The sequence below is a fragment of the Streptomyces sp. NPDC034086 genome (assembly GCF_055575515.1).
Genome location: NZ_JBVISM010000010.1, coordinates 1 through 14,283, shown reverse-complemented (window position 1 = coordinate 14,283; position 14,283 = coordinate 1). Strand labels below are relative to the sequence as shown.

Here is a 14,283-nt window from a genome sequence, read left to right as displayed (position 1 = left end):
GCGCGGCGCCCCGTCAGTGGGCGATCACGTCGGTGCGCGATCTCCTCAGTGGGCGCTCACGTCAGTGCGCGATCACCGGGACCTTGAACTCCGCGTCCTCCGCGTCGCCCGCTCCGGAGGCCACCGGGCCGCCGGCGCCGGGGCGGCCGGTGTTGATCAGCGCGAACGCGAGGGCCGCGCTGGCCACGAGGATCCCGACGGCCCACCAGATCGCGGAAGCGTACCCCTCGACCATGGCCTGGGCCTGCACCAGCTGAGCGGCGGGACCGCCCGCGGCGGCCTCGGCCGCGTGGTCGGCCAGGTACGCGGTGGTCGCCGAGGCGGCGATGGTGTTCAGCAGGGCGGTGCCGATCGCGCCGCCCACCTGCTGCGAGGTGTTGACCATGGCCGAGGCCACGCCGGCGTCGGCCGGGTTCACCCCGTACGTCGACAGGGACATGGCCGGCATGAAGGCCGTGCCCATGCCGAGGCCCAGCAGCAGCTGCGCCGGCAGGATCAGCGCCGGGTAGGAGGAGCCGACCTCCAGCCGGGTCAGCATCAGCATGCCAGCGCCGGCGAGCAGGAAGCCCGGCCCCATCAGCAGCCGCGGCGGGACCCGGGTCATCAGGCGGGCGCCGATCTGGGTGGAGCCCACGATCATGCCCGCGATCATCGGCAGGAAGGCGAAACCGGTCTTGACGGGCGAGAAGCCCTTCACGATCTGGAGGTAGTAGGTGAGGAAGAGGAACAGGCCGAACATGGAGATGACGGCCAGGCCCAGCGAGAGGTAGACACCGCCGCGGTTGCGCTCCAGCAGGACGCGCAGCGGCAGCAGCGGGGACTTCACCCGGGACTCGACGAACACGAAGGCCGCGAGCAGCGCCGCGGAGGCGACGAACATGGCCACGGTGACGGTGTCCGACCAGCCGGCCGACTCGGCGCGCGTGAAGCCGTACACGAGGGCGACCAGGCCCAGCGTCGAGAGGATCACGCCGGGGACGTCGAGGCGTGCGCTGTTGCGGGACCCGGCCGGCTCGCGGATGACCATCCAGGCGCCGGCGGCCGCGACGACCGCGAAGGGGATGTTGACGAAGAAGGTCCAGCGCCAGTTGAGGTACTCGGTCAGGAAGCCGCCGAGGATCAGGCCGACGGCGCCGCCGCCGCCCGCGATCGCGCCGTAGATGCCGAAGGCCTTGGCGCGCTCCTTGGCGTCGGTGAAGGTGACCGCCAGCAGGGAGAGCGCGGCCGGGGCGAGCAGCGCGCCGAAGGCGCCCTGGAGGGCGCGGGCGCCCAGCATCATCGCCTCACCGGTCGCGGCGCCGCCCAGGGCGGAGGCCAGGGCGAAACCGATCAGACCGACGACGAAGGCGTTCTTGCGGCCCCACTTGTCGGCGATGCGGCCGCCGAAGAGGAGCAGGCCGCCGAAGGCCAGCGCGTACGCGGTGATGACCCACTGGCGGTTGCCGTCCGATATGCCCAGGTCGGTCTGGGCGGAGGGGAGGGCGATGTTCACGATGGTCGCGTCGAGGACGACCATCAGCTGCGCCAGGGCGATGAAGACCAGGGCCTTCCACCGACTGGGGTCGACGGCAGCCGGCGGGGTGGTCGCGGCTGTTCCGGACATGGGGGTACCCACTTCACTGTGCGGATGAATGAAAAATGACTGAATGACAGAAATGCGAAGTTCGCGGCGTTTGAGGCTATGCGGCCGGCAGGGCCGCCGTCATCTGGTTTTAGGCCTGGGGCATGCGCCTGAGGTCCTCCAACGTGGCCGCCGTGCCCGGCAGTTCGGACTGGGCCGGAGCGCGCAGCCCGTCCAGGAAGAGCTGGAGGTGCCGGTGGACGAACCGCTCCACGCCCAGGCAGTCGATCCCCGGCAGGGGGCGGCTCAGCTGCGACAGCGCGACCATCAGGTCGCCGACGCCGATGTCGGCGCGCAGCAGGCCGCCGCTCTGCCCGGCGGTGACGAGGGTCTCGACCGCCGCCTCCAGCCGGCCGCGGGCGGCGAGCAGTTCGGGGTGGTCGCGGTCGAAGCCCTCCGCGAGCATCGGACACAGGGCGCCGATCCGCTCGTCGGCCGCGGCGTGCGTGAAGCGGCAGAGTGCCGCGAAGGCGTCCGTCTCCACGGCGAGCGACTCCTCCACCTGGGCGGTGACCCGGTCCATCACGTAGAGCACCACGTGGTGGACGAGGACGGCCCGGTCGGGGAAGTGCCGGTACAGGGTGGCGTTGCCGACGCCGGCCCTGCGGGCGATCTCGTCGAGGGGGGCGTCCGCGCCGTGCTCCACGAACATCTCGCGCGCCGCCACCAGGATCCGCTCCCGGTTCCGCACGGCGTCGGCACGCGGCTTCGGGACCCGGGCGGGGGCGGCGGGGGTCGCGGCGGGGGGCGTCACGACGGGGGCGGCAGCGGGGGTGGCCGGGGTCGCGACGGCCGTCGCGGTGGTGGCGGTCGCGGTCGCGGGCACGGTGGCAGGGGCGGTGGTGGGCGTCGCGGGGCGGGCGGGTCCGGCGAGGTCCACGGCCGCCCGGTGCGGGGCGACCGCCGGGACGCGGGCGGAGCTCTTCATTCCGGGGCCTTCCTGGGGCGTGGATCCGGCGGATCCGCTCGTACGGCCCTCCCGAACCGGGGAGCCGGTCCCCGCTTCGTGGGACTCTCGTTCAAACGGGGATCCAGTCCCCGGTTATTTCACCCGCGCGTGTGAGCCGCGCCACACACGCAAGAGGGGTGTTTGCCCCGGTTGGGCCACATTCAGCCGCTTTCGACGCGCGGGCGTGTCGCAATCGTCGGAGGGTGAGCGCACAGAGCAGTCCGGAGCCGGCCGGCTGCCGCGGACCGAAGGCGAGCTCCATGCCGCAGACCCGCCGCCGGATACGCAGACCCTGCCGCACCAGCGCGTTCATCGGCATCACCGCACTGGCCCTGGGCGTCACCGCCACCGCCAGCGACGGCATATCCGGCCGCGGCCACTCCGCCGCCGGCGCCGTCGCCACGAGCGCCGAATCGGTGCTGGCGCCCTGCCGGATCGCCGGGACCATGGGCGTCCAGATGTCGGAGGGCATGCCGACCCCGCCCGGGTACTCCCGCTCCACCGGCGAGGTCCGCGCACTGAACCTGATGATCGACTTCCCCGACGCCAAGGGCGAGGGCACCGCCATGGACCGGCTGGCGGAGTTCTTCCCGCAGACCTCCGACTGGTTCCGCACCAGCTCCTACGGGCGCCTCGACTACCGGGCCGAGTCACCGGTGCGGGACTGGCTCCGGATGCCGATGCCCTTCGCCGCGTACGGGATCGAACGCGGCTCCCCCTACGAGCCCGGCTACCGGCAGCTCGTCGAGCACATCGTGAAGGCCGCCGACGCCGAGGTGGACTTCAGCCGGTACGACCTGATCAACATCCTGGTCACCCCGAACGCCGGACCGTCCGCGCTGGACACCGTCCTGTCGGTCACCTTCTCCGGCAACCGCGAGGCGCCGATGGCCGACGGGGTGCCGCTCGCCAACACGTCCTTCGTCTACAGCCGGCAGGACGACGGCTCCGGCTCCTACCGGGAGACCGGCTACCGGGTGCTCCCCCACGAGAACGGGCACGTCTTCGGACTGCCCGACCTGTACACCTCCGAAGGCGGCGGCGCGGTCGGGCACTGGGACATCATGAGCGAGGACTGGGGCGCCAACAACGACCTCCTCGGCTGGCACAAGTGGAAGCTCGGCTGGCTCGACAGCAGCCAGGTCAGCTGCGCCTCCACCTCCGGCACCAGCGACCACGTCCTGTCCCCGCTGGCCGTCGGCGGCGGCACCAAGCTGGCCTTCGTCCCGCTCTCCGAGAGCGCCGGCTACGCCGTGGAGGTCCGTACCCGCGCCGGGAACGACGAGGCCGTCTGCAAGCCCGGCGTGCTGATCTACAGGGTCGACTCGGACGTCGACACCGGGCGCGGTCCGGTCACCGTCTCGGACAGCGCGAGCGGGAGCGGCGGCTGCACGCGGCGGCCCAACGTGCACGCGGAACTGTCGGACGCCCCGTTCCGGCCGGGCGAGACCTTCACCGACGAGAAGGCGGGCATCACCATCGCCGTGGTGGGCGCGCTGCGCAACGGCCGCTACCAGGTGCGCGTGACCCGGCCCTGACCCCCTCCCACCCCCGAGGAGACCTTCGTGACCGCCACCCCCACGACCCCCGAAGAACGCCTGGCCGCGGCCGGGCTGGAGCTGCCCCCGGCCCCCGCGCCCGTCGCCGTGTACGTGCCGGCCGTGGTGAGCGGGCACTACGTCCACACCTCCGGCCAGCTGCCCATGGTGGACGGGGCCCTGCCGGTCACCGGCAAGGTGGGCGCGGACGTCACCCCGGAGCAGGGCGCCGAGCTGGCGCGGCGGTGCGCGCTGAACGCCCTCGCCGCCGTGGCGTCGGTGGCCGGGGACCTCTCCGCCGTGAAGCGGGTGGTCAAGGTGGTCGGCTTCGTGGCGAGCGCCCCGGACTTCACCGGCCAGCCGGGCGTGGTCAACGGCGCGAGCGAACTGCTCGGCACGGCCTTCGGCGACGCCGGCATCCACGCCCGGAGCGCGGTCGGGGTGGCGGTACTGCCGCTGGACGCCCCGGTCGAGGTCGAGATCACCGTGGAACTGCACACGCCGATGGGGGTGTGAGACGGGAGCGCGGGCGGGGGCGGGGGGCGGGGTGGGGGCCGGCAGAACCTCCGGCCCGCCGGACGCGTCACCAGGGGCATGACCCCGTACGCGACGCCCCGCCGCCGAGGAGCCGCCGCCCGGCTCCGCCCTCCCCGCGGGAGCGTGGTCGCTGCCCTCGCCGTACTCACCGCCCTGCTGATGCTGCTGCACCCCTGGCTGCCGGGCGGCCCGGCGAGCGGCAACCCGCGCGGTCTCGTACAGACCTTCCTGCCGTGGACCGGCCTCGCGGTGCCCCTCCTGGCCGCCGCCGCCCTGCTGCGCCGCTCCCGGCGCGCGACGGCCGCCGTCCTGCTGCCCGCCCTGGTCTGGGGCTGGCTGTACGGGCCCGCCCTGGCCGACGGCTCGCGGGGCGGCCCGGCCGACCTCACGGTCGTCACCCACAACGTGGACGACGCCAACCCCGACCCGGCGGGCACCGCCCGGGCCGTCGCCGCCTCGGGGGCACAGCTGATCGCCCTGGAGGAGCTGACCCGGCCCGCGCTGGACGCGTACGAGCGGGAGCTGGCCGCGAGCCACCCGTACCACGTGGTCCAGGGCACGGTCGGGCTGTGGAGCACCTTCCCGCTGCGCGACACGGGCGGCACGCCGATCGTGCCGTGGCGGCAGCTGCTGCGCGCCACCGCCGAGACCCCGAAGGGGCCCGTCACGGTGTACGTGGCCCACCTGCCCTCCGTCCGGCTGGGCACCGGCGGCTTCGCCACGGGCCACCGCGACGAGGCCGCCCGCACCCTCGCGGCACGGCTGCGGGACGCCCCGGCCGGACGGACCCTGCTGGTCGGCGACTTCAACGCCACCACCGACGACGGGGTGCTGACCCCGGTGACGCGGAGCTTCACCGCCGCCCAGGAGGAGGCCGGCGCCGGCTTCGGCTTCACCTGGCCGGCCCGCTTCCCGGTCGCCCGGATCGACCAGATCCTGCTGCGGGGCGGACTGACCCCGCTGCGCGCGTGGACCCTGCCGCCCACCGCGAGCGACCACCTCCCGGTGGCGGCCGCACTCAGATACTGACCGGCAGCGCGCGGGGCCAGGACGACCGGCTGGTTCGGTGAAAGCATCATCGCTGCGCCCTGTGCAGGAGCCGCACGCCAGTTGGCTGATACGAGCCCGTGGGTGGCGGGGAGCCGGACCTTGACCAGGGTCCGTGAGAGCTGGTCCGCTGGTGCCCGACAGGGCGTCGGATTCGGGGGTTGCATTCGTGACCAGAGCTACAGCTGGAAGGCTGTGCCGCACCACAGGCGGCCGGCCACGAACCGGTCCCCGCTCCGTCAAGACGACGCACGCATGAGGCTCCGGCGGGGGATTTCCGTCGCCGTCGTGGCCGCCGGCGGAGCCGTTACGACCATGCTCGTGGGGCTGGTCACCAATGCGGTGTCCGAGTCGCAGTGGCCCGGATGGCTGGGGTGGTTACAGCGGCACGGCTGGTTCTCGTTCGCTGTACTGGGCGGGGCCATGGTCGGGCTGGCGGTGCTGCTGGCCGCGCTGTCGGAGCCGGGGGCGCCCGAACGCCGCGCCGCGCCGGCGTCCCGGCCAGAGGAAGGGGCGGTGCCTCCGGGTGCTGCACTCGTGCTGCGGTCCTTGCCGCGCGACACCACCGCGTTCACCGACCGGACCGCCGAACTCGAGGCGTTGGTGCGGTCCGTCGGGAACGCGCAGGAGAGGGGCGAGGCGCTGCCCGTGCACGTGATCGACGGAATGCCGGGCGTCGGGAAGACGACGTTCGCCGTACACGCGGGGCATGTGCTGTCGGAACGTTTCCCGGACGGCCAGCTCTTCGTGAATCTCAACGGGCACACCGCAGGGAGGCCCCCCGTACAGGCCACGGAAGCGCTCGCGTCGTTGCTGGCGGCGACCGGAGTACCAGCGCAGCGGATCCCCGCCGGTGACGACTCGGGTGCGGTCACCGAGGCGAGGGCGGCCATGTGGCGGAGCCAGCTCGCGAACAAGAAGGCACTGCTCATCCTCGACAACGCGGCCAGCTACCGCCAGCTGGAGCCCCTGCTCCCCGGCGGAAGGGACTGTCTCGTACTGGTGACGAGCCGGAAGCGGCTGGCCGCGTACGAAGAGGTGGTGCTGCCCGTGGAGGCGTTGCCGGCGGAGCATGCCGTCGACCTCTTCGTACGCCTCAGCGGGCGGTCGGCGGAGCCGCTCGATCGGTCTGTCCTGGAGCAGTTGGTGGAGCTCTGCGGGTACCTGCCGCTCGGGGTGTCGTTGCTCGCCGCACGGCTGCGTCACCACCCGTCCTGGACCGCGGAGGATCTCCGTGCCCGTCTGGTCGCCGCCGGAAACCGGCTGGGAGAGCTCCGAGCCGGGGAGCGCGCGGTGGCTGCGACGTTCAGTCTGTCCTACCAGGACCTCTCCCCCGAGCGGCAGCGGTTCTTCCGGTGTCTCGGTCTCTACCCTGGAACCGAGCTCGACGCCTTCTGCGGGGCAGCGCTCGGCTCGGTCTCGGTTGCGGCGGCGCGAGAGGCGCTCGACACGCTCTACGACGCCCATCTGATCGAGGAACACCCGGGAAGCCGGTTCCGGCTACACGACCTCCTACGCGACTACGCCCGCGGTCTCGCCGACGAGGGAGGCAGCATGACCCCTGTTCATGCCGTTCAGCGCGTGTGCGCCTACTACCTGGCCGCCCTCGCCGTCGCAAACAGGCACATTGCCCGTAGCGGCGCCTCCGCACCGGATGCTCCAGCGGACGCCGCCCATGTCGAGACTCCTCCCATCGATTCGCGTACCGCAGCTCTCAGTTGGCTGGAAGAGGAGCGGGCCAACGTCCTGGCCTGCATCCGGAGGGCGAACGATCTCGCACTGCACGAGCTGGTGATCGACATGGCTGAGGCGATGGCGCCCTTCCTGCGGCAGGCCGGGCCCTGGGACCAAGCCGTGAGCCTCCATCGGAGCGCCGCCGAGGCGGCCCGGCACACCGGCGACCGGCGGGCGCTGGCCAACGCGCTGGCCGAGCTCGGAGTCGTCCGGCGCTTCACGGCGGCCTACCCCGAGGCCGTCGAGGCACTGAACGAAGCGGTGACCCAGTACGAGGCGGTCGGCGAGAAGCGAGGCAAGGCTGACGCTCTGAACCAGGTGGGCATCGTCTGGTACATGACCGCAGACAACGACGCAGCTGCCCGTGCGCAGACCGAGGCCCTCGCGCTCTACCGGGAGATCGGCGACCGGCTCGGCCAGGCCAACGCGCTCGCGGACCTCGGCATGGTGCGCCGGCAGACCAGCAGGTTCGACACGGCGGTGGCGGCGCAGACCGAAGCGTTGTCGATCTACCGGGAGCTGGGCGACCGGTACGGGGAGGCCAATTCACTGCGGGACCTCGGCGTCGTGCACTGCCTCCTGGGCGAGTACCAGCTGGCTGCGCGGCGCCACCATGAGGCCTTCGAGATCTACCGGGAGCTCGATGACCGGGTCCACCAGGCGTACGCGCTCAACGAGCTCGGAGTGGTCCGTCGCCTGACCGGCGATCCCACCGGAGCACGGGAGGCCCACACGCGGGCGCTGGAGTACTTCACCGAACTCGGCGAACGGTTCGGCCGCACGAACAGCGTGCGCTGCCTCGGGGTACTGGAACGCCTGGACGGCAACGTCACGGAGGCGATCCGGCTGCTGACCGACGCCCTGGGCTCGTACCGCGATCTCGGAAGCCGGGGCGGCGAAGCCGCCGCTCTGGGCGAGCTGGGGGTGGCGCGCGGGGTTGCCGGCGATCCGGACGGTGCCGTCGAGTCGTTCCGGCGGAGTCTGGACGTGCTGCGAGAGCTCGGTGACCGGTGCGGTGAGGCGGAGGTCCTGAACCACTGGGGAACGGTGCTGCGTTCCTCCGGTGAGCGGGCCGCCGCCCGCGAACTCTTCGAGCAGGCACTGGGGCTGGCCCGGAGGGTCCGCTGCCCGCTCGAGGAGGCGCGTGCCCTGGAGGGGATCGGCCGTTGCGACTGGACAGCCGGCGAGCGGGCGCGGGGAACCGGGGTGCTGCGTGAAGCGCTCGACGTGTACCGGCGGTTGGGCGTGGACGGGCCGGCGGATGTCATCGAGCGGCATCTCGCGTCGCGGTCCGAGTAGCCGGGCACGTGGCCGGATTCGCTGTGCCGGCGACAGTAGCGGTACTGCTACGTTGCGGGCGGGTCTGCCGCTCGACACCGTTGCCCTGCCCCGAGGAGCGTCGAATGCCGTCACGTACGCCCGTTCCCGCACCGCAGGCCCCGGCGCCTGCCGGCGCGGAGCCCACCAACGGTTCGGCCGTCCTGGACCGGGTCGCCGTCCGCGTTCGGCAGCGGCTGGCGGCCGAGCAGACGGCCTCGAACCGCGAGGGCGAGGGTGGTCACCAGGCTTCGCTGATCTGGACCTGGCCTCTTTGAGCCGTTCCGCTCGATGACACCACGCACGGACGTCGCCCACTTCCGGTCGTTCATCCTCAAGGTTGCCAATCGCTGCAACATCGACTGCGACTACTGCTACGTCTTCAACTCCGCCGACCAGGCGTGGCGGCACCTGCCTGCTCGGATGAGTACGGACGTGGCCCGGGCTTCCGGGCTGCGCATCGGTGAACACGCGGCGGCGCACGGCCTGCGGAGCGTCCACGTCGTACTGCACGGCGGTGAGCCGTTGCTCACCGGCCCCCGGCACATGGCAGACCTGCTCGGCGCCGTGCAGGAGGGTGTTCCGACCGGTGTGGCGGTCCGTTTCGAGCTTCAGACCAACGGGACGCTCCTCACGGAGCCCTGGCTGGACCTCTTCGAGCAGTACGCGGTCGTCGTGGGCGTCAGCCTCGACGGACCGCCGACCGCCAATGACCGGCATCGGCTGACGCGCTCCTCCCGATCGAGTGTCGCCTCGGCCGTACGGGGCGTCGAACTCCTGCGGTCCCGGCCGCACCTGTTCGCAGGGCTGCTCGCCGTCGTCGACCTGGCCAACGACCCGGTCGAGGTCCACGACCACCTGGCGTCGTTCGAGCCGCCTGTGATCGACTTCGGCCTGCCGCACGGAACTCACGACGAACCGCCGCACCGCGTCGACCCGAGTGTGCCCGAGTACGGGGTGTGGATGAGCCGCGTCTACGACGCCTGGCTCGCGCGACCGGATCAGCGGCACAGTGTGCGGATGCTGGAGGACATCGTGGCGCTGAGCTCCGGGGTGCGCGGCTCGGTGGAGTCCCTCGGCCTGGCCCCGCCGACGAGCATCGTGATCGAGTCGGACGGCACGATCGAGGGCGTGGACACCCTGCGGTCCGTCGAGGAAGGTGCCTCCTGGCTGGGACGCGACGTCTTCAGCCAGTCCTTCGATGAGGTCCTTGACCATCCGAAGCTCCTGCACCGGCAGAACGGGAAGGCCGCGCTGGCCGATCAGTGCCAGAGCTGTCCTCTGGTGGAGGTGTGCGGCGGGGGCTACCTGCCGCACCGCTTCAGCACCGACCGCGGCTACCGGAACCCCTCTGTCTACTGCGCGGACCTGGAGTACCTGATCCGGCATGTCCAGGGCTCGCTGCGCCGGCACGGGTGGGCCCCTCACGCACAGACGTCCCCGTAGCCCCGCGCCACGCCGGGATCACGCATGGAAACGAACGAGGGAAGCTATGGAAGAGCGACAGGAGATGTCGATGACCGTGACGATCCGCCCCGCCGAGAGGCGCGACACCGCGGCAGTGGCCGATTTGATCGAGGAGATCGAACGGTTCTACGGATCTACCGAGATCCAGCCGTTCGAGGAGCGGCGCTCCCAGGTGGAGGCAGCACTCTTCGGCTCCCCGCCATTGGCGTCCGCGCTCTTGGTCGAGGACGAGGCCGGTGATCTGGCCGGGCTCGCCGCCTACTCGTTCCTGTGGCCGGCGGCCGGCTCCTCCCACTCCCTGTTCCTCAAAGAGCTCTATGTACGCGGTACCCTCCGCCGCCAGGGTGTCGGCGCCCGCCTCATGGACGAACTCCGCGCCCTGGCCTCAGCGCGTCCCGGATGCAGCCGGGTCGAGTGGATGACGGACCGGAACAACGCGGACGCGCGTGCCTTCTACAAGTCCTTGGGGTTCGCGGAGTTCGACGGGAAGATCGTCTACCGGGTGGACGCCTGATATGGCGTGAGGGCGATGACCTGCCGCCCTCGAGTGGCCGCGTGACTTCGACATCACCGAACGAACCGCCCCCGCCCGCACGGCGGAATCGGCCCGCCGGCCAGGCCCACGGACCGGTTCCGCTCCGTAGCGGTCCTGGTTGGAACCCCTCGGTCACTCCCCGGGCAGAAGCAAGGGAGCGGAAGACCCCGCCTACGCCGACGGGGACGCAGAGGCCGCGGAGAGCAGCACCCGCTTCCCCGAGAACTGAGCCGCAACGCTCCACGCTGATCCGCTACGCTGTCCCTGGGCTGCCCTCGTGGTAGTCCAGGACCTTGCCGACCGCGAGCGGAACCTCACCTCGAGTGTTCAGCCACGTTGCACGCAAGGCCCGCCTTCGTAGCTCAGGGGATAGAGCACCGCTCTCCTAAAGCGGGTGTCGCAGGTTCGAATCCTGCCGGGGGCACAAGCGCAACGGCCCGGAGCGATCATGCTCCGGGCCGTTTGCATGCCCCGACCGACGGGGCTCACCCGCCCGGGCGTCTGGCCTTCGGGACCCGGTCCGCGGGGGGGCCTTGCTGGTGTGGCCACGCGACAGCCGTCTCAGCGGGGCCGTCACGCTGCCAGGTAGTTGCGGATTCCGGCCAGTGGGTCGCGGCCGTGCTCCTCGACGTACTCGCGGCGGCGCGCTTCGGCCTTTGCGGGGTTCGCCAGGCAGCAGTAGTCCCAGAAGTCGACAAGCAGCCGGAACGCGTCGTCCAGGGTGTATTCACCCTGGGCATGCTCGACGAAGTGGTTCTCCACCCTCACGCCCTGGCGACTGAGGGTGACGGTGTGCGCGTTCCCGTCCAGGTCCTCCGGTGCGAAGTCCGGGTTGCCCTTGGCCTCGGTCACGAGGTCGATCGCCTCCAGGACGGATAGCGGAGACAGCTGGATGTCGGCCGTCACCCACTGTCCCAGGACGTTCAGCTCGGCCGGCCCGGAGAAGCCTGGCACGCCGAAGGCGTCTTCGACGTAGTACTGAGTGCGAACCAGTGGCTCGATTCCCCCCTCTTCGCCTCCTTCCCGCAAGCGGGTAGTGGCCTTCCGGTTTCCACGCCCCTTAGGGGTCTCGGAGGACTTCGCTCGGCAACCGTGACGCCCCGGTGAAGGGAAAGCCCTCCCGGGGGCCGGGAGGGCGGGTTCGTCCTTGTCGGTCAGCTGAGGCCTCTGCTGCGTTCGCCGATGCGGTCTCCCTGGGGGGTGCCGGCGCGCTTGAGGTCCGCCTTGGTGTGCGCCCCGCCCTTCACCTTGCTGCGGACCGGACCCTCGAAGCCGTGGCCCTGGGCCCGGGGTGGCTGGAGTCCTTCCGTCGCCTTCGCGACCGCCGCGCGGACGTCCCGCTTCTGCTCTTTGCTCATCCCGTCGTCAACTCCCTCGGGAAGCACCCAATCGGACTACTGGGATCGTATGCACATATACGGACGGATGCACCCGGACCGGTGGGCAAAGAATCCGACCGGCGCGTATCGGTTCACGGCCCGGCGGGAGTGAACGGGGTCCGGTGGATCAGTTCCGCCGGGCAGGGCGTGCCGCGCGGGAGCTGGTACTTCGCCGAGACCCGGTACTCGCCCGGCGCCGGGGCCAGGAGCTCCGTCCACACGTCCCCGGCGGCGTCCGGGGCCGCCTTGAAGAGGCACCCGGACGGGTTCTCGTACTCCTTCACGGCCGCCGTCCTCGATCCGGGCGTCTCCCGCGGCGGCTCCACCGCCCGGCCCGTGCCGTCCACCAGGCCCAGCCACGGCGAGTGCGGGATCCGCACCAGTACCCGGCCCGGCGCCGAGACCTCGACCACCAGCTGGTCCGCGACCGCCCGGACCGTCTTCGCGGGGCCCGACACGAGGTCCGTGGGGGCGTCCACCCGCAGCAGCCGCCAGTTCTGGTCGGCCCACACCTGGGTCAGGTACGGGAGCCCCCCGCGCACGAGCGCCGCCTCGGTCTCCCCGCCCGAGTCGGGCCGGTCGGCGGGCAGCACCACGTAGTGCACGGCCCAGCGGTCCAGCCAGGCCCGGTAGCTGTCGGCGGTGAGGGTGTCGTCGTAGAAGAGCGGGTTGCGCTCCAGGTCGGCCTGCCGGTTCCAGCCGCGCGCGAGGTTCACGTACGAGGGGAAGGCGGAGGATTCCCGGTGGCTGCTGGCGGGGACCACCTCGACCCGGCCGCGGTCGGCGCCCGCCTTGCGGAGCTGGTCGACCAGCGGGGCCAGCTCGCGGTTCCAGGCGGCCACCGGGGTGGTACGGACGATGTCGGTGATGCTGTTGGTGGTGATCCAGGCGGTCAGCACCGCGAAGGCCAGCACCACCGCGTACCGGCGCCGGGTGCGGCGGGCCGTGTACGGCAGGGCGGCGAGCAGCACCGCTCCCCCGAACAGCATGACCAGCCGGGTGACGTTCGAGCCGACCTGGGAGTCGACCGCCCAGGTCAGGAACACCCCGAGGGCGTAGACGGCGGCGGCCACCCGGACCGTCCTCCACGCCGTGGGCACGAGGAGGGCGACGGCCAGACCGAGGACGAAGGGCAGCGCGGCCGAGCCGATCTTCATCGGCTGCGTCCCCGAGAAGGGGAACAGCCAGGCCGAGAGCCCCACGACCGCCACCGGGGCCAGTCCGAGGGCGTACGCGCCCGGGCGCCGCCGGCTCAGGAACAGCGCGGCCGCGACCACCCCGAGGAAGAGCCCCGCCACGGGGCTGGCGGCGGTGGCCAGCCCCGCCAGCGGGGCGGCGACGGCCGCCTTGGCCCAGCGCCGCTCGGCCCACTTGCGGGGCCAGCAGAAGACGGCGGCGACGGCGGCGAGCGCGAAGAGCGTGCCGAGGCCGAAGGTGACCCGGCCCGAGAGGGCGTTGCACAGCAGGCCGTAGACCCCGGCCAGGGCCGGCCACAGCGGGCGCCGGACGGCGCCGCGGCAGCGGGTGAGGATCAGTGCGAGGAGCCCGGCCGAGGCGGTGCCGGCGATCATCATCGTGGTCCGGACGCCGAGCACGTGCATGACGTACGGGGACACGACGCTGTACGAGACCGGGTGCATCCCCCCGTACCAGGCGAGGTTGTACGCCGTGTCGGGGTGCCGGCCGACGAACTCCGCCCAGGCGTCCTGCGCGGCAAGGTCCCCGCCGCTGTTGGCGAAGCAGAAGAACCAGACCACGTGCAGGACCGCCGCCGTGACGGTGGCCAGGAGGACGGGGTGACGGTGCGCCCGGGCGAGGGCGCGGGAGGCCGCGGACGCGGCTGCGGGCGCGGGCGCGGCGGCGGCCGCGGACGCGGCTGCGGGCCCGGCGGCGGGCACGGATCCGGGCCCGGCGGCGGGCAGGGCGGCCCCCGGGCGGGGCTCGTCCGCCCGGCCCGACGGCCCCTGCTGCTGCTCGGCTGTGGTCACGAACGACGCTCCCTCCGACACGGCTCCCCGGACACGGCGCGGGGTCCCGGGGGGGGCCGGGGGGGCGGGGCCGCCCGGGTTCGCCGAGCCGGGGCGGCTTTTTTTCCAAAGCCGAGGGGTTTGGAGGGGGTTTGAGCGGCACCCGCACCTTTACCCCTCTTGTATCCTCGC

Annotated in this window: 12 protein-coding genes and 1 tRNA gene; 8 read left to right on the top strand and 5 right to left on the bottom strand. The window is 72.3% G+C overall.

Annotated elements, in window-relative coordinates:
• Window positions 1-61: 61 nt before the first annotated feature.
• Window positions 62-1,603 carry an MFS transporter gene (locus ACZ514_RS21970; RefSeq protein WP_469125440.1) on the bottom strand — a complete coding sequence of 514 codons (1,542 nt, stop codon included), beginning with the start codon at window positions 1,601-1,603 and terminating at the stop codon, window positions 62-64.
• Between the two features lie 109 nt (window positions 1,604-1,712).
• Window positions 1,713-2,375, bottom strand: coding sequence for a TetR/AcrR family transcriptional regulator (locus ACZ514_RS21965; protein ID WP_469125531.1), 663 nt, complete (start codon window positions 2,373-2,375; stop codon window positions 1,713-1,715).
• 455 nt (window positions 2,376-2,830) lie between these two features.
• On the opposite strand from ACZ514_RS21965, the gene ACZ514_RS21960 reads away from it, so the two are divergent.
• From ACZ514_RS21960 to ACZ514_RS21925, 8 genes are all read left to right on the top strand, one after another.
• Window positions 2,831-4,108, top strand: a complete 1,278-nt coding sequence (locus tag ACZ514_RS21960; RefSeq protein ID WP_468167579.1) for a M6 family metalloprotease domain-containing protein — start codon at window positions 2,831-2,833, stop codon at window positions 4,106-4,108.
• Window positions 4,109-4,135: 27 nt separating this feature from the next.
• Window positions 4,136-4,624: a RidA family protein gene (locus ACZ514_RS21955; protein WP_468167577.1), complete on the top strand. Its 489-nt coding sequence runs from the start codon at window positions 4,136-4,138 to the stop codon at window positions 4,622-4,624.
• Between the two features lie 78 nt (window positions 4,625-4,702).
• Complete coding sequence (locus ACZ514_RS21950; protein ID WP_469125439.1) at window positions 4,703-5,674, top strand: endonuclease/exonuclease/phosphatase family protein; 972 nt, start codon at window positions 4,703-4,705, stop codon at window positions 5,672-5,674.
• A 273-nt stretch (window positions 5,675-5,947) separates the two neighbouring features.
• Complete coding sequence (haaT, locus tag ACZ514_RS21945; RefSeq protein ID WP_469125438.1) at window positions 5,948-8,725, top strand: cyclophane-containing RiPP biosynthesis TPR protein HaaT; 2,778 nt, start codon at window positions 5,948-5,950, stop codon at window positions 8,723-8,725.
• 104 nt (window positions 8,726-8,829) lie between these two features.
• Window positions 8,830-9,021 (top strand): HaaA family cyclophane-containing RiPP peptide, encoded by a 192-nt coding sequence (gene haaA / locus ACZ514_RS21940; RefSeq protein WP_468699350.1) that lies wholly within the window; start codon window positions 8,830-8,832, stop codon window positions 9,019-9,021.
• A gap of 13 nt (window positions 9,022-9,034) precedes the next feature.
• Window positions 9,035-10,189: an FxsB family cyclophane-forming radical SAM/SPASM peptide maturase gene (locus tag ACZ514_RS21935; protein ID WP_469125437.1), complete on the top strand. Its 1,155-nt coding sequence runs from the start codon at window positions 9,035-9,037 to the stop codon at window positions 10,187-10,189.
• Window positions 10,190-10,235: 46 nt separating this feature from the next.
• Window positions 10,236-10,724: a cyclophane-containing RiPP N-acetyltransferase HaaN gene (haaN, locus tag ACZ514_RS21930; protein WP_469125436.1), complete on the top strand. Its 489-nt coding sequence runs from the start codon at window positions 10,236-10,238 to the stop codon at window positions 10,722-10,724.
• 372 nt (window positions 10,725-11,096) lie between these two features.
• Window positions 11,097-11,169: transfer RNA gene (locus ACZ514_RS21925), tRNA-Arg, on the top strand.
• 149 nt (window positions 11,170-11,318) lie between these two features.
• Here ACZ514_RS21925 and ACZ514_RS21920 read toward each other — a convergent pair.
• The 3 genes from ACZ514_RS21920 to ACZ514_RS21910 form a co-directional block, all read right to left on the bottom strand.
• Entirely contained in the window at window positions 11,319-11,699 is a 381-nt protein-coding gene (locus ACZ514_RS21920) for a hypothetical protein (RefSeq protein ID WP_469125435.1), read from the bottom strand.
• A 200-nt stretch (window positions 11,700-11,899) separates the two neighbouring features.
• A complete protein-coding gene (locus ACZ514_RS21915; RefSeq protein WP_468167565.1) occupies window positions 11,900-12,103 on the bottom strand; it encodes a hypothetical protein in 204 nt (67 codons plus the stop codon).
• Window positions 12,104-12,216: 113 nt separating this feature from the next.
• Window positions 12,217-14,112, bottom strand: a complete 1,896-nt coding sequence (locus tag ACZ514_RS21910; protein WP_469125434.1) for an MFS transporter — start codon at window positions 14,110-14,112, stop codon at window positions 12,217-12,219.
• Window positions 14,113-14,283: the final 171 nt, after the last annotated feature.